The 18,723-nt window shown below is 73.4% G+C and carries 17 protein-coding genes; 1 reads left to right on the forward strand and 16 read right to left on the reverse strand.

The window, feature by feature from the left end:
• The first annotated feature begins 20 nt into the window (after positions 1-20).
• Positions 21-431, forward strand: a complete 411-nt coding sequence (locus EDD29_RS23130) for a nitroreductase/quinone reductase family protein (protein WP_123666427.1) — start codon at positions 21-23, stop codon at positions 429-431.
• Positions 432-562: 131 nt separating this feature from the next.
• Here the strand turns inward: EDD29_RS23130 and EDD29_RS23135 are convergent, their stop codons facing one another.
• The 16 genes from EDD29_RS23135 to EDD29_RS23205 all read right to left on the reverse strand — a co-directional run bounded on the left by EDD29_RS23135 (position 563) and on the right by EDD29_RS23205 (position 18,698).
• Entirely contained in the window at positions 563-1,246 is a 684-nt protein-coding gene (locus EDD29_RS23135; RefSeq protein WP_211359850.1) for a TetR/AcrR family transcriptional regulator, read from the reverse strand.
• 80 nt (positions 1,247-1,326) lie between these two features.
• A complete protein-coding gene (locus EDD29_RS23140) occupies positions 1,327-4,683 on the reverse strand; it encodes a molybdopterin cofactor-binding domain-containing protein (RefSeq protein ID WP_123666428.1) in 3,357 nt (1,118 codons plus the stop codon).
• Positions 4,680-5,159 carry a (2Fe-2S)-binding protein gene (locus EDD29_RS23145; RefSeq protein ID WP_123666429.1) on the reverse strand — a complete coding sequence of 160 codons (480 nt, stop codon included), beginning with the start codon at positions 5,157-5,159 and terminating at the stop codon, positions 4,680-4,682. Before EDD29_RS23145 ends, EDD29_RS23140 begins: the two co-directional genes overlap by 4 nt.
• Before the next feature lie 40 nt (positions 5,160-5,199).
• A complete protein-coding gene (locus EDD29_RS23150) occupies positions 5,200-6,165 on the reverse strand; it encodes a substrate-binding domain-containing protein (RefSeq protein WP_123666430.1) in 966 nt (321 codons plus the stop codon).
• A 47-nt stretch (positions 6,166-6,212) separates the two neighbouring features.
• Complete coding sequence (locus EDD29_RS23155; RefSeq protein ID WP_123666431.1) at positions 6,213-7,217, reverse strand: ABC transporter permease; 1,005 nt, start codon at positions 7,215-7,217, stop codon at positions 6,213-6,215.
• Positions 7,214-8,722 carry a sugar ABC transporter ATP-binding protein gene (locus tag EDD29_RS23160; RefSeq protein ID WP_123666432.1) on the reverse strand — a complete coding sequence of 503 codons (1,509 nt, stop codon included), beginning with the start codon at positions 8,720-8,722 and terminating at the stop codon, positions 7,214-7,216. Before EDD29_RS23160 ends, EDD29_RS23155 begins: the two co-directional genes overlap by 4 nt.
• Before the next feature lie 484 nt (positions 8,723-9,206).
• On the reverse strand, positions 9,207-9,878 hold the full coding sequence (locus EDD29_RS23165) for a TetR/AcrR family transcriptional regulator (protein ID WP_123666433.1): 672 nt from the start codon (positions 9,876-9,878) through the stop codon (positions 9,207-9,209).
• Positions 9,879-9,917: 39 nt separating this feature from the next.
• Complete coding sequence (locus EDD29_RS23170; protein WP_123666434.1) at positions 9,918-11,249, reverse strand: MmgE/PrpD family protein; 1,332 nt, start codon at positions 11,247-11,249, stop codon at positions 9,918-9,920.
• Between the two features lie 49 nt (positions 11,250-11,298).
• Positions 11,299-12,315 carry an LLM class flavin-dependent oxidoreductase gene (locus tag EDD29_RS23175; protein ID WP_123666435.1) on the reverse strand — a complete coding sequence of 339 codons (1,017 nt, stop codon included), beginning with the start codon at positions 12,313-12,315 and terminating at the stop codon, positions 11,299-11,301.
• The gene (locus EDD29_RS23180; protein WP_123666436.1) at positions 12,312-13,166 is read right to left on the reverse strand and encodes an alpha/beta fold hydrolase; all 855 of its coding nucleotides are present in this window, start codon (positions 13,164-13,166) and stop codon (positions 12,312-12,314) included. Before EDD29_RS23180 ends, EDD29_RS23175 begins: the two co-directional genes overlap by 4 nt.
• Before the next feature lie 14 nt (positions 13,167-13,180).
• Positions 13,181-14,116, reverse strand: coding sequence for a DODA-type extradiol aromatic ring-opening family dioxygenase (locus EDD29_RS23185; RefSeq protein ID WP_123666437.1), 936 nt, complete (start codon positions 14,114-14,116; stop codon positions 13,181-13,183).
• Positions 14,113-15,435: a peptidase dimerization domain-containing protein gene (locus EDD29_RS23190; protein WP_123666438.1), complete on the reverse strand. Its 1,323-nt coding sequence runs from the start codon at positions 15,433-15,435 to the stop codon at positions 14,113-14,115. The genes EDD29_RS23185 and EDD29_RS23190 overlap by 4 nt, the downstream gene beginning before the upstream one ends.
• A complete protein-coding gene (locus EDD29_RS45595) occupies positions 15,428-15,583 on the reverse strand; it encodes a hypothetical protein (RefSeq protein ID WP_170201522.1) in 156 nt (51 codons plus the stop codon). Before EDD29_RS45595 ends, EDD29_RS23190 begins: the two co-directional genes overlap by 8 nt.
• Positions 15,584-15,615: 32 nt before the next feature.
• On the reverse strand, positions 15,616-16,461 hold the full coding sequence (locus EDD29_RS23195; protein ID WP_211359851.1) for an alpha/beta fold hydrolase: 846 nt from the start codon (positions 16,459-16,461) through the stop codon (positions 15,616-15,618).
• Positions 16,451-17,704 carry a Rieske 2Fe-2S domain-containing protein gene (locus EDD29_RS23200; protein ID WP_170201523.1) on the reverse strand — a complete coding sequence of 418 codons (1,254 nt, stop codon included), beginning with the start codon at positions 17,702-17,704 and terminating at the stop codon, positions 16,451-16,453. Before EDD29_RS23200 ends, EDD29_RS23195 begins: the two co-directional genes overlap by 11 nt.
• 34 nt (positions 17,705-17,738) lie before the next feature.
• Positions 17,739-18,698: a PDR/VanB family oxidoreductase gene (locus EDD29_RS23205; protein WP_246052949.1), complete on the reverse strand. Its 960-nt coding sequence runs from the start codon at positions 18,696-18,698 to the stop codon at positions 17,739-17,741.
• Positions 18,699-18,723 lie beyond the last annotated feature (25 nt).

Below are 18,723 nucleotides of genomic sequence, written 5' to 3' on the forward strand. Positions count from 1 at the left end.
ACCCGAGAAGGGAAGCGCCCATGGACCCCGCAGTCCGCCGGGCGGTCGAGTTCACCCCGGCCGCCACCACCCGCGACCGCATCATCGACATCACCACGACGGGCCGCCGCACAGGCCGCCCCCGCCGGATCGAGATCTTCTTCTACCGCGCTCTCGGCGAGAGCTACCTGTGCAGCGGCACGCAGGGACGCCCGACCGGCTGGTACGCCAACCTCCTGGCCGACCCCGAGTTCACCTTCCACCTCGAACACGGCGTGAAAGCCGACCTGCGGGCCCGCGCCGCACCGGTCACCGACCCGGGCGAACGCCGCAGGATCCTCACCGAGATCATCGCCGACCTCAACCAACCCCACAATCCGGGCACCATCGCCCAGCCCACCCGCTTGGAGGACTGGCTCGACAGCAGACTCGTGCGGATCACCTTCCACTGAACGGAACGTTCCACACGTCCCCTCCCGATCGCCACGGGCAGCGGACGCCGAGGCCCCGTGGCGCAGCCGAACGGCCGCCGCGGGGCTTCGGCCTTGCGCGACGAACGCCTTCCCGCGAGCCGAGGGGACGGTCAGGCCAGGTCGGCCTTCAGGCCCTTGAGGAGGATCTCCAGGCCCTCGTGGAACTGGCGGTTGGTGGGGAGCCAGGACAGTTCCGGGGAGAGCTCGATCATCTGGGGGAACTCGTCGGCGGGCAGGGCCGAATAGAAGTGCTTGCGCTGGCGGCGCAGCTCGTGGGCGGCCGCGTCGTCGCCGCCCCAGGGGCGGGGCATCTGGTAGGCGGAGAAGCCGAGCGTGTAGGTCATGAGGAGGCCGTAGACGCGGACGGCCTCGGCCGGGGACAGGCCGGTCATGCGCAGGCGGGTGAGGATCTGCTCGAAGGAGCCGCGCAGCGAGCCGTGGCTCGTCGTGGTGCGGGTCGACAGCAGGCGGACCACGCACGGGTGCTCGTGCATCATGTCCAGCATGGCCACCGCGACCCGGCGGGCCTCGCTGACGGGATCGGGCCCTACCTCCTCGGGCAGGCGCAGGTTGCCGAGCACCTGGTCGGCCATCCCGTCGAGAATGCCCTCTTTGTTCTTGAAGTGCCGGTACAGGGCCATCGTGCTGAAGCCCAGCTCACCCGCGAGCCGCCGCATCGTCAGCGCGTCCAGGCTCTCCCGGTCGCCGATCTCGATCGCGGCGGCGAGGATGTCCTCGGCCGTGAGGCTCTTGTCCGAGCGGCGCCCCTTGGCCGCGGACTCTGCCGTCGTCACTTCTCCCCCGCCTCAAACAAGATCGTCCATCCCTTCCGATACATCCTGTCCCCGGACACTCCCGGTGTCCACTCGGTGGCTCAGGCACCGGCGAGCCGCTCGCCCGCCCGCTCGGCGAGGCCCGCGGCGGCGTCCAGTTTCCAGGCGTTGCCCGGCAGCGGATGGCCGTGCGCGGTCAGCTCGACGTCCACGGCCGCGCGCAGCGCCGAGGCCGCGAAGGGCGTCCCGGCCAGGGCCGCTTCGGCTCCCGTGACCCGCCACGGAGTGGGCGCGAGCGCGCCGAAGACGATCCGCGGGTCGTCCCAGCGCTCGCCCGACCTGCTCGACGCCGCGACGGCGACCGCCGCGAAGTCCCCCGCGTAGAGGGCGAGCTTCTCGAACACGCAGGCCCGACCCGGCTCGGGCAGCCGGACGGCGACGACGAGGTCGGCGGCCTTCAGCACGGTCTCCCCCGGCCCGCTGTACAGCTCGCCGATCGGGATCCGCCGCCCGTCGGCGAGCTCCACGACGGCGTCGAGCGCGGCGAGGACCGTCGCGAGGTCCGACGGGGTGACGGCCTGGCAGCGGTGCCCGTCGACGGCCGCGTGGTAGAAGCGGTGGTCGCCGAGGATCGCGTAGCACGGGCTCAGGACGCCGTTGCGCTTGTAGCACGGGAAGTCGTTACGGAAGAACCAGCAGCGCTTGGCCTGGAGCAGGTTGCCCGCGACCGTCGCGGCGTTGCGGATCTGCGGCGAGGCGATCGACGCGGCGGCCTCGGCCAGCGCCGGGACCGCGTCGGCGAACCGCTCGATCACCTCGGTCAGCGTGACGGCCGCGCCGATGACGACGGACCCGTCGGCCTCCTCGATGATGTCGCGGAGGCCGGGCAGCCGGGCCGTCGAGACCATCCGGGCGGGCTCGGCGAGGCCCTGGCGGCGCTGGAGCAGCAGGTCGGTGCCACCGCCGATCGCGGCCGTGTCCTTGCCGGCCAGCGCCTCGCACGCCGCGGCGACGGTCGCGGGCCGGAGGATCTCGGCGACGGCGGCGGCGGGCTTCCGCCGCGCCGGGTGGCGCCCCTGGCGACCGAACGGGGTGCCCCAGCGGTCGAGGGCCGCGTGCAGGCCGAACGGGTAGGCGGCCCGCATACTCGCGATCCACCACCGGCCGGGACGCCGCGGCAGCCGGTGGTCTCGGACGCGCCCCTCCTTCTCGGCGAGGGCGCGCAGCACCTTGTCGGGGGTGATCGGCAGCTCCCGAATCCGCACGCCGACCGCGTCGTAGACGGCGTTGGCGACGGCCGCGCCCGGCGGCACGATCGGGATCTCGCCGATGCTCTTGGCCCCGTAGGGCCCGGCGTCGTCGTGGGACTCGATGATGAACGGCCGGACCTCCGGCACGTCGGCGGCGCGCGGCATCGCGTAGTTGAGGTAGGCGGGATTGACGACCCGGCCGTCGGTCCGGATCAGCTCCTCCCCCAGGGCCGCGCCGAGCCCGTGCACGGCGCCGCCGATGATCTGGCCCTCGACCATCACCGGGTTGATCGCCCGGCCGACGTCGTGCGCGGCCACGTAGTCGACGACGGTGACCTCGCCCGTCCGGACGTCCACCTCGACCTCGGCGCCGTGCGCGGCGAAGGAGTAGGTGGGCGAGAGGTTGGCCTTGTCCTCGCCGGGGGTGATCGTCTCGGTGCCCTTGAGCTCGTAGTGGCTCTCCAGGCTGAGGCCGCCCTTGGCGGCGGCGAGGTCGGCGAAGGGGATCGCGGACCCCTCGTGGTGGGCTGCGCCGTCGCGCAGGTCCACGTCCGCGGGGGCGCAGCCGAGCTTGTCGGCGGCCAGCGCGCGCAGTTCGGCGGCCATCTCGCGGGCGGCCATGCCGGTGGCCATGCCGGACATGTGGGTCGCGCGCGACGACCAGGCGCCCAGGTCGAGCGGGGTGCGCTCGGAGTCCATCGACAGGACCTCGACGTCCTCGGGCGCGACGCCGAGTTCCTCGGCGGCGATCTGGGCGAGGATGGTCTTCTGCCCGGTGCCGGCGTCCGATCCGCCGAACCTGACCCGGACGGTGCCGTCCGGATCGACGTCGACGCCCGCCTCGCTCAGGTTGGCCAGGGGGTAGGCGAAGGCGCCGGAGCCGTGCGCGGCGCTGGAGACGCCCAGGCCCCGCCCGTATGCCGGGGCGGCCTTCTTGACGTCCCAGTCGAGCTCCCTGCGGACGGTCTCCAGGCAGTCCACGAGCCGGGTCGTGGTGACCTTGTAGCCGCACAGCGTCTCGGTGCCGGGCGCGACGGCGTTGCGGACGCGCAGGTCGATCGGGTCCATGCCGATCTTCTCGGCGATCTCGTCGAGCTGGCTCTCCATGGCCAGCGCGACCTGGGGCGTGCCGTAGCCGCGGTACTGGCCGCCCGGCTGGGTGGCGGTGTCGACGAGCCTGGCGTCGAAGCGCACCCCGTCGGCCCGGTAGACCGAGCCGAGGGTGATGACGCCGACCCGCATGACGGACGAGCCCATGTGCGAGTAGGCGCCGTTGTCGACGTTCACCTCGGTCTCGAAGGCGCGCAGATTGCCTGCGGCGTCGGCGTGGGTGCGCAGACGGGTCTCGAACCGGTGCCGGGGCTTGTTGGAGGCGAACTCCTCCTCGCGCGTCAGGGAGATCAGCACGGGCGATCCGGTCTCGCGGGCCAGGGCCGCCGCCAGGATCTCGTGCTCGGACGCCTTCGACTTCGAGCCGAAGCTGCCGCCCGTAGCGACCTCCCGGCACACCACCTTGTCGTGGTCGATCCCGAGAAGGTGGGAGACCTCCTTGGCCACGAAGTAGGGCGCGTGGGTGGACGTCCACAGCTCGACGCTCCCCCGCTCGGCGTCCCACCGGGCGAGGGTGACGTTCGGCTCCATGCAGGCGTGCGCGACGCTCGGGTAGACGAAGTCCCCCTCGACCACCACGTCGGCCGCGGCCACGCCCGCGTCCGGGTCGCCCCACCCGCTCTTCCAGTGCATCGCGACGTTGCGCTCGCCCGGCCGGTCGCCGTGCAGGGCCCGGGCGCGGGGCGCGAGCGCCTCGCCGATGGTCAGCGGCGCGCGCAGCGCCCTGAGCCGGAGCCGGATCGCCGCGACGGCGGCCCGCGCCTGCTCGGGGGTGTCGGCGGCGACCGCGGCGATCTCCTGCCCGACGTACCGGACGACGCCGGAGGCCAGCGGCGGCCGGTCGGACATGTGCCCGCCCCGGTGCAGGTAGGTGATGCCCGGCGGGAAGTCCTCGGCGGTGATGATCCCGCGGACCCCCGGCATCGCCAGCGCGGCCCGGACGTCGAGCCGGAGGATCTTCCCGTAGGGGATGGGCGAGCGCAGCACCGCCGCGTGCAGGTGCTCCGGCCCGGCCAGGTCGTTCACGTAGTCGACCCGGCCGAGGGAGCGCGCCTCCCAGTCCAGCGGCCTGACGTTCCGCCCGATCTGCGATGTCACCGCGTCTCCTCTCCCGCCTCGGCGCGGGCCCGCCCCGTCGCGCAGACGGCCTCGATGATCGCCGCGTAGCCCGTGCAGCGGCAGATGTTGCCCGACATGTGGGCGCGCGCCTTCGCCCGCGCCCGCTCCGCGTCGGCCGGGAGGCCGGCGCGGAGCAGGGCCGTGGCGTTGACGACCTGGCCGGGCGTGCAGAAGCCGCACTGGAACGCCCCCAGGTCGGCGAAGGCCGCTCGCAGGTCCGCCGATTCCTCCGCGAGTCCCTCGGCCGTGGTGACCTCGCCGTCGACGAGTTCGACGGGCGTCACGCAGGCCAGTCGCGGGCGGCCCGCGACGAGCACGGTGCAGGCGCCGCACTCGCCGCGCTCGCAGGCGAGCTTCACGGACGTCGCGCCGAAGCGTTCGCGCAGGACCGCGGCCAGGACGGTGCCGGGCGCCGGCGACAGGTCGCGGGTCTGCCCGTTGACGGTGATGTTCATGAGGGATCCCTAGACGGAAACGAAGGGCGGACGGACGGTGCTACTCCAGTTCGGCCTCGGTGAGGTCGCCCGCGTTGGTCTTGTCGAACGGCCTCGTCTCGATGTCGACCTGGGCCGGAACCTCCTTGCCGGCGAGCTTGTCGAGCATCGTCTGAAGGGCCGTGCCGCCCCACTTCTTCGGCTGGAGGGCGATCTCGAAGCCGACCCGGCCGTCCTTGACCATCGCGAGGGTCTCGGGGATGCCGTCGAAGCCGGTCACGGTGACGTCGCCGGTCTTGCCCGCCTCGTTGATCGCCTGGACGACACCGCCGAGGAAGTCGTCGAGGTTGGCGTAGACGACCTTGGCGTCGGGGACGGCGAGCAGCGACGCCTTGGTGGCCTTCAGTCCCTCCTCGGCGGTCAGCGCGGTCACGTTGACCTCGTGCGCGACCGACAGGTCAGGGCAGGAGGCCGAGCCCACGACCTCCTTGTACGCCGCGGTCATCTCCTGAACATACGGCGCGGCGGAGGGTCCCTTGACCATGATGATCTTGCCGCTCTTGACGTTCTCGCACGTCCACTCGGCGATCTGCCGGCCGGACTTGCCCCAGTCGTTGCCGATGTAGGAGGCGCGGCTGTTCTTGTCGGCGACGTCGCGGGCGACCGTCATGACCGGGATATCGGCGGCCTTGGCGGCGCTCAGCGGCGCCACGATCGCGTTCGCGTCGATCGCGGAGACCAGGATCCCGTCGACGTTCTTGGCGATGAGGTCGTTGATGTCATTGGCCTGCTTGAGCGGGTCGCCGCCCGCGTCGGTGAAGACCACCTCGACGCCGAGCTCCTTGGCCTTGGCCTCGATGCCCTTCTGCATGCCCGCGTACAGGGCGATACGGGGGGCGGCGAAGCTGACGCCGATGGTGGGCTTGCCTTCGGCGGCGCCGGACGAGTCGTCGGAGCCGCAGCCGGTGGCCGCGAGGCCGATGATCAGGGCGGTGGCGGCGACGCCGCGGATGCCGGTGATGCGCATTGGGTGGATCTCCTGTTTCGGGGGGACGGGGATGAAGGGTGGGAGGGTCAGGAGGCCGGCACGGGTGCGGGCGCGTCGGCGATCGTCTTGCGGGGCGGCGTGGCGCGGCCCGCGCGCAGGCGGGAGAAGCGGCGCAGCAGCTCGGCGGACATGGCGAGGATGAAGACGATCCCGACCGTGACCTCCTGCCAGGCGTCGCCGACGCCATTGAGGTTCAGGCCGTTCTGGATCACCGAGATCACCAGGACGCCCAGCAGCGTCCGCCACATCGCGGCGCGGCCGCCGTGCAGGGCGCTGCCGCCCAGGACCGCCGCGGCGACCGAGAACAGCTCCAGGCCCTCGCCGACGGTCGGCTGCGCGGACTGGAGGCGCGCGGTCGTCGCCAGGCCCGCGACGGCGGCGAACATCCCCGCCAGGACGAACGTCGCGACGACCGTGCGCTCGGTGCGCAGGCCCGACAGGCGCGCGGCCTCCCGGTTGCCTCCGGCGGCCAGGACGCGCAGGCCGAACGGGCTCACGCTCAGCAGGAACGTGGCGACGGCGAAGCAGACGACCATCACCCAGACGATCCACGGCACGCCCAGCGGACGGCCCACGCCGAATCCGGCGATCTCCGCGGGCAGCCCGCCGATCGACACCGCGTGCGTGATGATCAGTGTGGTGCCGACGCCGATGACCGACGTGCCCAGCGTGATCATGAACGGGTGGACTTTCAGCGCGATCACGAGCAGCCCGTTGACCAGGCCGAACACCGCCCCGGACAGCACCCCCGCGGCGAGGCCGAGCAGGATGCTCCCGGTGTCGCGCATGACGATCGCGCCGACCGCGCCGTGCAGCGCGACCTGCGCGCCGACCGACAGGTCGAAGCCGCCGCCGGCGATGACGAACGTCTGCCCGAACGCGACGATCGCGAGGATCGCCATCGAGCTGAGGATGTTGAGGAGGTTGCCGCTGCTGAGGAAGGAGCCCGTCGACGTGCTCAGGACGACGACGAGCACCACCAGCAGAAGCGGGATGAACACGTCCTCAAGGGCGGGCAGTTTTCTTTTCATGAGGCAGGACCTTCCGGGTTCTCGCCCAGGCACGCCGTCATCAGGTCGGCGTGCGTGACGTCTGCGGTGAGCTCGGCGACCAGGCGTCCGCGCCGGAACGCCAGGTAGCGGTCGGTGATCGAGCGGAACTCCTCGCTCTCCAGCGCCACGACGACGACGCAGCCGCGCTCGTCGGCGAACGCGCGCAGCTGGCGGAGCACGTGTTCCTTGGCGCCGATGTCGATGCCGTGGGTGGGCTCCTCGACCACCAGGACGCGGGCGCCCGCGGCGAGCCAGCGGGCGATGAGCACCTTCTGCTGGTTTCCTCCCGACAGCAGCCCGGCCAGGTAGGTCGGGTCGGCGGGGCGGATGTCGAGTTCCTCGATCAGCCGGAGCGCCTCGGTCCGCGTCTTCCGCCGGTCGAGCATGCCGAACCGGGTGAATGCCGAGACGTCGCCGAGCACGATGTTGCGCTCGATGCTCAGCAACGGCTGGACACCGTCGCGCTTGCGCTCCTCGGGCACGAACCCGACGCCCGCGGCGACCGCGCCGACCCGGTTGTGCGGGGCGAGCCGACGCTCGCCGACCGTCACGCCGCCCGGCCGCTCGCCCCGCTCCGGCTTGGCGGGCCTGCGCGCCCCGGCGAGGGTGCGCGCGTAGCGGCCCGCACCGGAGCCGAGGATGCCGGTCAGCGTCACCACCTCGCGGTGGCGCAGCGCGAGGCCGGGGGCGTCGGGCAGGTCGGCGCGCACGAGCACGTCGCCCGCCTCGTGCACGCCGCGGTCCGGCGCGCCGGCCAGGGCGCGGCCCGCGACGAGTTCGGCGAGCCCGCGCGGCGTGGCCTCGGCCCGCTCCAGCCGGGCGACGATCCTGCCGTCGCGCATCGCGGTGATCCGATCGCACAGGCCGCGGACCTCGTCGAGGTCGTGGCTGACGAACATGACGGCGAGGCCGTCGGAGGCCAGGCGGCGCACCAGCTCGGTGATCCGGCGGGACTGGCGCGGCTCCAGGGCCGCGGTCGGCTCGTCGAGGATGAGCAGCTTCGGCTTGGCGCGCAGCGCGCGGGCCACCTGGAGGAGCTTCTTCTCGGCGAGGTCGAGGGTGCCCGCGCGCCGATCCGGGTCGAGTTCGACGCCCAGGACGGCGAGCAGTTCGGCGGCCTCGGCACGGTCCGCGCGGCGGTCGCGCAGCAGTCCGGCGCGCCGGTGCGGGGCGGCGACGACGATGTTGTCGGCGACGGTCAGCTCGGGGAACAGGTGCGTCTCCTGGTGGACGACGGTGATCCCGGCCTTCTCGGCCTGCGCGGGCGTCGCGCAGTCGACCTTGTGCCCTTCGACCTCCAGCCGTCCCGTGTCGGGGACGTGCGCGCCGCACAACACCTTGATCAGGGTCGACTTGCCCGCTCCGTTGGAACCGATGAGGCCGTGCACCTCCCCGGCCTCGAGGGCGAGATCCACCCCGTCGAGCGCGGTGAACGCGCCGAACCTCTTGCTGACGCCGTGCGCCACGACGGCCGGGGCGCTCACGCGGCCGCCGTCCCCGGCGTGAACGGGCTTCCCATCGGAACCTCCAGGGGGTCGAGCGCGGGCGCATCACCGGGAGCGCACGCACGGCAGTAGGGCGAACGACGGGCACTTGGGCCCCCGCGAGAGGGACGAAGGTCGCCCGCCAGTGGTGTGTACTATGTACGCTACTTAGATAAAGGTCAATGCCCGAAACGTGTTTTTAACCGACAAATCTCCCGGCAAGGTCTTGCGCGTCCCAGCCGAGAACTCGCGCACGACCGAGAGTCTCCGCAGGCAGGGGACATCGAGAGCCCACGCGGGGCCGGCGCCATCGGAGAAAAGCCGGTACACCGGATAAGGGGCAGGCCGTTATCGAGCATGCCTATCAGAGCCGAAACTCCGACCCGGAATTCGGGTGCCGAGACCGGCGCCGGATCCGGGAGAGGGCGAACGCCGGCGCCGCCGGCACCTCACCGGCCGACGCGGGGCCGGGACTCCCGCGGAGTCAGACCTCGCGGGCGGGCAGGGTGGGCAGCACCGAGGCGATGAAGCACTCGACGCCGAAGTGGAACTGGGCGTCCGCCGGGAGGTCGACGAGCTCGTCGGCGATGGAGACGACGCTGGGGAACTTGGCGGCGGGCAGCGAGGCGTAGAAGTGCCTGCGCTGGCGCCGGAGCTCCTCGACCTCCCCGTCGCCACCGGTGTGGCCCCACGGGCGGGGGTGCTGGTAGCCGGCGAAGCCGAGGGAGTAGGTGATGAGGAACGAGTAGCAGCCGACCGCGGTCCGGGGCGGGATCCCGGCCTCCAGGAAGCGCGCCAGCACGCCCTCCAGACCGCCCTCCATCGAGTGCATGCTCATCGTGACCCGGCTGGTCATCAGCTGGACGATGCTGGGGTGCCTGCGCATCATCGCCAGGAAGCCGGTGGCGGCGGCCCGCAGGACGGCCCCGGGGTCGGCCGGGTCGGCCTCGGGCATGGTGATCCCGCCGAGGACGTGGTCGGCCATCGCGTCGAGGATCTCGTCCTTGCTCCGCACGTAGCCGTACAGGGTCATCGGACCTACGCCCAGCTCGGAGGCGATGTTGCGGATCGTCAGGTCGTCCAGGCCGACCTCGTCGGCGATCTTCAGGGCGGCCTCGACGATGCGTTCGAGGCTTACGCTGCTCTTGCGCGCCATGCTCTTCCGGCTCTCCCGCTCCCATTCGTCCCGTACAGGTTACGGTATCGTGTTTTCATTCTCCGGGCGCAGCAGGCGGGCGAAGTCGCGGCGCAGCTCGGCCACGTCGGCGACCGCGTCCAGCGCCAGGCACCGCGCACGCCAGGCGTCCGCCTCGGCCGACCCGCCGGGCCCGCCGAGCTGCCGCCGCCACTTTCCGACGACCTCGGCCTCGCCGACCTCCCGCGCCCCGTCCGAGCGCCCTTCGGCGCGGCCGCCGTCGGGGAACCCGAGGGTCACCCGGGCGGCCCAGCGGCCGGGCAGCAGGGCGTCCAGCCCCGGATCCGGCACCAGGACGACCCGGGGTGAGCCGGCCGGAAGCGGCTCCCGGTAGAAGCGTGCGTCGCCCGCGCGGCCGTGCAGCAGGGCCGCCACCGCGAAGGCGGCGCTCGCCGCCGCCTCGGTCGGCCCGGCCGGCTCCCGCTCCGCGGTGACGAAGCGCAGGAGCGTCGACGGAAGCGCGATCTCGACGGTCTCGGCCTGCTCCCACGCCACCCCCTCCTCGCGCAGGCCGGTGAGCGCGTCCAGCGCCGCGTGCAGCGGCCGGGCGCAGGGATACCGCTTGATCGGACAGCAGGACAGATGCGGAGGGCCCGCACCGGTCGGAGGTCCGGCGGACCGGCCCAGGGCCGCCGCCGCGGGACCGTCCAGGAGCGTGCGCGAGGCGTCCGCGCCCGCCCGCGCCAGGTAGGCGGCCTCCACCCCGTCGGCGGCGGCGCGGCCCGCGAGGAGGTAATGGCCGGTCCCGAGCACGTCCGCGCTGAGCAGGCCGCCGAGACCGGCCGCGGCCAGCGCCAGGGCGGCCTCGGTCCGCTCCGGTCCGAGGTCCAGCAGCACCGCGGTGGCCGCCGCGGCGCCCAGCGCGCCGAAGACCGCGGTCGGCCACCATGCGCGCGGGTAGAGGGCGGGCCCGCCGAACCGCAGGCCCGCCTCGGCCACGACCTCGTAGCCCGCCAGGACGGCGTCCGCGACGGCCCTTCCCGGCAGACCCTCCCGGTCGGCGACGGCCAGCGCGGCCGGGACGGTCACCGCGGCGGGGACCACCGCGCCCCCAGGGTGGACGGCGTCGTATTCGTCGACGTGCGCGAGCGACGCCTCGATCAGGACGGCGGTGCGCAGCGCACGCCGCCCGCCGAGTCCCAGCACCCGGACATCTTCGGCGCCGTCGAGCCCGGCGAGCGCCGCCAGGTCGCGGGCGACCGGGTGGGAGGCGCCCGCGGCGACGCACCCGAGCGTGTCGAGCACGTGCAGGCCCGCGAGCCCGCGCGCGGCGGCGTCCGCCGTCGCGGCGGCCCGCCGCCCTCGTTCTGCGAGTTCTCCGAGCACGCTCACCGTGCCCCCTCCTCTCTCCCCCGGGCGCCGCCGCCCGCTCGTACGCGGTTCAGCGGCCGAGCCCCGGCAGGACGGTCGTCCCGACGGCCTCGATCAGCTCGTACGGCAGGTCGTAGGACCCGACGTGCTGGAGGTAGACGCCTGCGATCCCGGCCTCGCCCAGCTCCGTCAGCCGGGCCGTGATCTCCTTCGGGGTGCCGAAGAGGCAGAACGACCGCGCGAACGCCGCGGCGGCCTCGTCGCTCACCCACCGCGAGCAGATCTCGACGGCGCCGTCCCAGTCCTCGGCGTGCACGAGGTCGGGGTAGACGCCCTCGACGCGGGCGGGCACGTCACCGAGCTCGATCCCGGCGAGGGCCAGGGCCTTGGCCCCGCCCGTCCCGGCGATCCCGGCGACGATGGGCTTGAGCTGCCGCGCCGACTTCTCGACGTCGTCGGTGACGGCGCAGAACGCCGAGGCGATCAGCCCGACCGGACCGCGCCCGGCCGCCTCGGCGCCTTCGGCGACCCGCCGGGTGGCGTCGGCGAGGGTCGCGTCGGAGACGCCGCTGAGCAGCAGCACGCCGTCGGCGATCTCCCCGGCCAGCCGCAGGTTGCGCGGTCCGCTGGCGGCCATGACCAGCGGCACCGGCGCCGCGTCGCGCAGCCGTGAGACGGTCCCGTTGAAGTCGACGTCCTCCCCCGCGAGCAGCGTGCGCAGGGTCGTGAAGCCTTCGCGCATCCGCGCGCCGGTGCTCGACGGCATCCCGACCGGGCCGACGGAGCTGTTGCCGACGCCGATCCCCAGCGTGAACCGGTCCGGCGCCAGTTCGGCGACACTGCGGGCCGCCGACGCGACGACCGCGACGTGCCGGGTCTCGACGTTGGTGACGGCGGTGCCGATCCCGATCCGCGACGTGGCGAGCGCGGCCGCCGTCAGCGTGGTGTAGACGTCGCGCCACAGCAGCTGCGAGTCCGGCAGCCAGGCCTCGTCGAAGCCCAGTTCCTCGGCCCGCGCCACGGCCGCCGCGACGGTGTCGGCGCGGGCGCAGGGCGGGATGCGGACGCCGATCCGGGGCGCGGTCACGCCTTGCCCTCGGCGAGGAACGCGAGGTTGAGCGCGTTGAACTTCGCGGCGTGCTCGTGCTGCGGCCAGTGCCCGCACTCGGCGAAGATCTCCAGCCGAGAGCCGGGGATGGAGGCGTTCATGCGGTGTGCCTCGGGCACGTCGCCGAACGGGTTCTGCGCGCCCCACACGATGAGGGTCGGCGCGGTGATGCGGGCCATCTGCTCTGGGCTGAGCAGGTCCTCCTTGCGGTTCTCCATCTGCTGGAGGCACAGGAGGTTGTCGATGGCCTTGACGAACTCGGGCCGGTGGTAGATCGCGTGCCGGACCTCGACGAGTTCCTCGGAGACGTTCGCGGCCGGGTCGTGCATGAGCAGGTGCAGGCGCTTGCGGGTGAGGTCGATGTCGTCGGTCTCGACGGCGAGCCGGGTGCTGGTGCGGATGCGCTCCATCACCTCGGGGTTGGCGACGGTGCCGCCGGGCGCGACGAGGGTGATGCGGCCGACCCGTTCCGGGTGGTCGGCGGCGAGGCGTCCGGCGACCCAGCCGCCGAGGGACTCGCCGACGAAGTGGGCGCGCTCGATCCCGACCGCGTCCATGTAGCCGAGGACGTGCTCGACGTAGCCGGGGATCCGGTAGGGGGCGTCGGGGCCGTCGGTGTAGCCGTGGCCGATCATGTCGATGGCGTGGCAGGCGTAGTGGGCGGCGTGTGCCGGAAGGTTCCGGACGAACGCCTCGAGGTGCCCGCTGGTGCCGTGCAGGAAGATGACGGGCTCGCCCTCGCCGGCCACGAGGGAGCGGGTGCGCAGCCCGTTCACGTCCACGTGGCGGACGGCGAAGTCGATGCCGGTCAGGTCGGTCCAGATGCTCATTTCTCGCTCTTCCTCTAGTTCTTCGGGTCCAGGACGGCGACGCCCATGCCGGTCAGCCACTCGTCGATCGCCGCGTAGGCGAGGGTGCGGCCCTCGCCGGGGCCGACGGCGGCGGCCATCGCGACCCAGGAGCGGATCTCCTGGGCGCCGTTGCCGGCGGTCTCGGCGACCTCGTCGTCGGTCAGGGGCAGCAGCTCCGACAGGTCGCCGCCCTCCAGGAGGCCGAGCAGCCGGGCGTCGAAGCCGGGGTTGATGTCGGGCTTGGCGGCCAGGATGATCTGGCGGCGGCGGATCTCGTACTCGCTCCAGGAGTCGCGCCCGTTCAACCACGCCTCGACCAGGAACCTGTCGTCGTCGGTGAGCGCGTCGAACCACTTGGGCCACGGCAGCCGGTGCGACAGCCCACCGGAGGCGATCACGACGATCCGCTTGTCCCGGCCGTCGTTCCCGATCGCGTCGCCGAGTGCCGCGCCCAGGTCGTGGCAGCGGCGCAGCGACGGCAGGGGCGGCGCGAACATGTTGAGCACGACCGGCACGATCGGCACGTCAAGGCCGGGCGTCAGGTACTGCAGGCCGTGGGTGATCCCGTGGTCCACGGTCAGCCGCAGCGAGAAGGCCGGATCGAAGCCCGCGCCGACGAGGGAGTCCACGAGGTGCCGGCCGAGCGCGGTGTCGACGGGCAGGGGCCCGCCGGGCGTCCCGGCCTCGCCCGCTCCGTTGACCTCGCCGACGCCCAGGGTGAAGGCGGGCATCAGGTCGAGGAAGAAGCCGCGGAAGTGGTTGGAACCGAGGATGACGACGGCGTCCGGTCGCGCCTCTGCGATCAGCCGGCGGGCCTCGTCCAGCCCGTCGCGGAAGGCGTGCGCGCCGGGCAGGTGATCCACCTCGGCCCAGTGCGTGTTCATGAGGGTGCTGTGCGAGGCGCCCACGCCAAGGACGATCTTGCTCACAGGGTCTCCTCCCGGGGACGGGTGCAGGTGTCGACGATGATCCGGATGAGGGCGCGCACCAGGCGACGGGCCTCGCGCACGTCCACGACGTTCATGCCGGCCGGGAAGTCCAGCGCCAGGGGCGCGTCCGGGCCGATCCGGTCCATGCCGGTGCGCAGCGTGGACAGGCCGCGGGCGCGCAGGATGTTCGCGTCGGTCGCGCCGGAGTTGTTCAGGATGGGCTCGTGGGGCCGGCCCTCGGCCTCCTCCCAGGCGGCCTTGCCCGCCCGGATGATCCAGTCGGACTCCGGGGTGGCGGTGCCGGGGATCGAGACGGTCATCTCCCAGTCGAGGTCGATCTCCGGGTGGGCGGCGCGGATCCCGTCGATCGCCGCGGCGAACTCGCGGCGCGCCTCGGCGGGCGTGGTGCGCGGGCTGATCCGCAGGTCGACGTGGAACCGGCAGGCCGCGGGCGACAGCGACGCGGTCCTTCGCCAGCCGCCCTCGATCCAGCCCACGTTCCCCTGCGGGGCGACCAGCCCGGACGTATGCCGCGCGGCGTAGCGCGGAAGCCACGCCTCGAGACCGGCGATGACGGTCCCGGCGTCCACGATCGGGTTGCGGTAGGGCATCCGGTGGCGGCTGCCGACGTAGCCGTAGGTGCCGCGCACGGTCACCTCGAACCAGCAGAGGCCGACCTCCTCCCACGCGGCGGTCCAGCCGGGTTTGGCGATGACCGCGTGGTCGGCCCACACGCCCTGCTCCAGCATGAACGAGCAGCCGTTGCCCTGCCCGGCGTTGAACCGGGCGCCCGGGCGGGCGTTGGTCGGCATCCCGCCCGCGCCGAGCCCGACGAGCAGGTCGCCGCGCAGCGGGATCCCGGCCGCCGCGACCGCCTCGGCCGCGGCGATGACCGCCGCGCCGTGCCCCTTGGGGTTGCTCGCGCCGAGCCCGATGACGAACGGGCCGTCCACGACCGCCTCGGGCCGCATGTCCGGGCGCAGCACGGGCCCGACCTGCGGGACGTCCTCCTCCTCGGTGCCGACGCTGAGGGTGTCGATCGGCGCGTACAGCAGGAGGTCCGCGCCGGTGCCGTCGCCGCGCAGCCGGCCGACGGCGTTGCCCTGGCGGGCGTCGATCGGCTGGTAGCGGCCCTCCAGCCCGGCCTCGGTGATCCGGTCGGCGAGCCAGCGCGCCAGCGGGCCCTCCTCGCCGGTCGGGCTCGGGATGGACACCATGCCGACGACCAGCTCGGTGAGCCGGGCGTCGTCGACCCGGGCGCGGGCCGCCTCGGCCCAGGCCGCGCGCTCGGGATCGAGCGGGGCCGCGGCGTCAGGCATCCCGGCTCCCGGCGGGACGCTCGTCGCGGACGACGGTGCCGGTCGCGTACAGGAAGGCCAGGCCGGCGGCACGGCGCAGCGGCCCGGCCGCGACCAGGCCCGCCGCGACCGCGGCGGCGGCGGTGAGGGCGACGGTCTTACGGGACATGGGATACCTCCAGGGGTCGGCGGAGTCGGGGGTCAGGTCGGGTCGCCGTCGAGGAAGGCCGACACCGCGAGCGCGTACGCGGCGGGCCGCTCCTCGGCCGGGTGGTGCGCGGTCCGGCCGAGGACGGCGAGGTCCGCGCGGGGCAGGCGGGCGGCGAGGGACAGCGCGTAGTCCGGCCCGGCGAAGGGGTCGTGCTCGCCCCACAGCAGCAGCACCGGCGCCGTGACCTCGGGCAGGACCGCCGCGAGATCGCCGGGGGTGCCGCGCCGCGCGGGCTCGGCGAGGAGGCCGAGCGCCATGGGCGTGGTCGCCGCGGCGTGCCGACGCGCGACGGTCTCGACCGGGAGCCGGGACGGATCGTGCCATTCCAGGGCAGCGAGCAGGTCCCGCATCTTGGCCGGGGAGGGACCGTCTCCGCCGTAGTAGCGGTCACGGGCCTCCAGGCCGAGCCAGGTGTTCGAGCCGACGCCGGGCGGGGCGGGGGCGGGCTGGCTCCCGGTGACGACGAGGCGGCGCACCCGCTCGGGAGCCCGCGCGGCCAGCGCGAACGCCGCGAGGCCGCCCAGCGACTGGCAGACCAGGTCGGACTCGGCCACGCCGAGCGCGTCGAGCAGGGCGAGCAGCGCGGCGGCGTGGAAGTCCGCCGGAACTCCGGTGATGTCCGGATCGTCGGAGGCGCCGTACTGGGCGAAGTCCACGAGGATCAGCCGCCGTCCGGCGGCCAAGCGCGGCACCACCGGTGCGAAGTCCGACCAGGCGGTGCAGCCGGGGCCGCCGCCGTGCAGCAGGACCGTGGGGCGGCCCGTGCCGGTCTCGGCGACGTGCAGGCCGAAGCCGCCGACGTCGACGAGCCCGCCGGCGGGGGCGTCAGCGCTCAAGGCCGGTCTTCTCCCGCTGGACCTTCAGGCCGCTGCGCTCGATGAGCCGCCGCCAGGCCGTCACCGACAGGTCGGGGCGGTACAGCTTCTCCGGCGGAGCGTCCATGACGTCGACCATCCAGGCGTCCTGGCCGGTGAACTGGCCGTGGAACAGCCAGCGGATGAACGAGACGTACTTGGCCTTGAACACCGACGCCTTCAGACCCTGCTCGAACCGGACCATGATCTGGACATAACGCACGTGGTCCGCATCAACCGGGACATACCACTCGTAGTGAATGAAGTGCGGGTAGGCGACGCGCAGCAGGCCGGGCAGGCGGATCGACACGAAACCGGGCAGGTCCATCTCCTTGATGACCGGGTTGATGTCGGCGGCCTTGCCCGGCGCGTCGGGCAGCGGCATCCGCTTCCACCAGCGCTTGTTCGTCCACGTGCCGAGGCCCGGGAAGTCGGCCTCCCAATGCACCTCGTCCTGGACGCGGATCAGCCAGCCGTCCTTCTCGGACTCCACGACGCGGGTCTTGTTCCAGGCGGGCATCACCTTGAACAGCCGCCACAGCGCCGTGTTGTGCAGGTACTTGGCGTGGCCCTCGTCGAAGCCGTTCTCGGCGGCGAAGCGCCAGTTGCCGTCGCGGATGTCGGTGCGCCCGCCCATCACGAACGGGTTCTCCAGCAGCTCGCTCGGGATGTCGCGCTCGACGGGAGGCGGTGCGCCGTCGCCGACGTACACCCACACCAGGCCCAGGCGCTCCTCGATCGGGTAGGTGCGCACGGAGACCTTGCCGCAGATCGGCGACTCCGGTCCGTCGGTGATGACCGCGCAGAGCTTGCCGCTCTCGGTGTCGAACGTCCAGCCGTGGTACGGGCAGCTGATGGTGCCGTCGAACTCGCGGCGGCCCAGCGACAGCGGCACCCCGCGGTGCGGGCAGCGGTCGTGCAGCGCGCGCACCTTGTCGCCTTCGCGGACCAGCACGATCTGCTCGCCCAGCAGGGTGATCGGCATCGGCTTCCGGCCGACCCGGCGCGCCCACTCCACGGGATACCAGTAGTTCCGGAAGCCGAGCGTGGCGGCGTTGTAGGTCGGCCACGACGACCAGTCCTGGCCCGCGGGCTCGCCCTCCCCGGGCGCGGCGGCCGGGTCGGCGGGCCGGGCGGCGGGGGCCGGGGCCGCGGCGCGCCGCGGACGGCGGCGGGCGGCGGGGGCGGGCTCCGGCTGTGCGGGCTGATCGGCGATCTCGGTCATGGCCGGGTCTCCAGGGGGTCGTCGGGAAGAAGGATCAGAGGTCGAGGACGAGACGGTCGCCGAGCGCGCGGGACACGCAGACCATGAGGGTCTGGCCGCTCTCCTGCTGGGCGGGGGTCAGCAGCGAGTCGCGGTGGTCGGCGGCGCCGTCGAGGATCTTCACTTCGCAACTGCCGCAGATGCCGTCCTGGCAGGCCCACGGGACGCCGATCCCGGCCTCCTCCAGGCTGCTGAGGATCGACCGGTCGGCCGGGACCTCGACGGTCAGGCCGGACCGCCCGCAGACGACGTCGAAGGCGTGCTCGTCGGACGGGTCGATGTCGAAGGTCTTGGCCTGAAAGCGCTCCAGGTGCAGGTCGTCGGACCGCCCGAGGGCCGCGCAGCGCTCGGCGAGCGCGTCGAGCAGGCCGCCGGGGCCGCAGGTGTAGATGGCGGTGCCCGCGGGGGTCTCGGCGAGCAGCGCGTCGAGGTCGAGCCTGCCGCTCTCGTCCTCCGGGACGACGCGCACCTTGGTACCGTGCCGCGCGAGGTCGTCGAGGAAGCCCATGGTGGCACGGCTCCGGCCGCCGTAGACCAGGGTCCACGCGACCCCTTCGGCCTCGGCCCCCGCGAGCATCGGCAGCAGCGGGGTGATCCCGATGCCGCCGCCGACGAACAGGTAGCGCGGCGCGGGGACGAGCGCGAAGTGGTTGCGCGGACCGCCTACCTCGACGAGGTCGCCGGGGCGCAGCACCTCGTGGATGTGCGCGGATCCGCCGCGCGACGCCTCCTCGCGCAGGACGGCCACCTTGTAGGTGAAGCGGTCGGCCGGGTCGCCGCACAGCGAGTACTGCCGGACCATGCCGGGGAACTCCAGGTCGATGTGCGCACCGGGCGCCCAGGCGGGCAGCGCCCCTCCCTCGGGGTCGGCGAGGGTCACCGACAGGACGCCGTCCGACTCCCTGCGCAGCTGCTCGACCCTGAGTTCGAGCACGCCGTCGAGGTCCTCGTTCACATCACCCTCCGGTCTTCCAGCGAGC

Origin of the sequence: Actinocorallia herbida, from assembly GCF_003751225.1 — a bacterium.
Taxonomy (GTDB): Bacteria; Actinomycetota; Actinomycetes; order Streptosporangiales; family Streptosporangiaceae; genus Actinocorallia; species Actinocorallia herbida.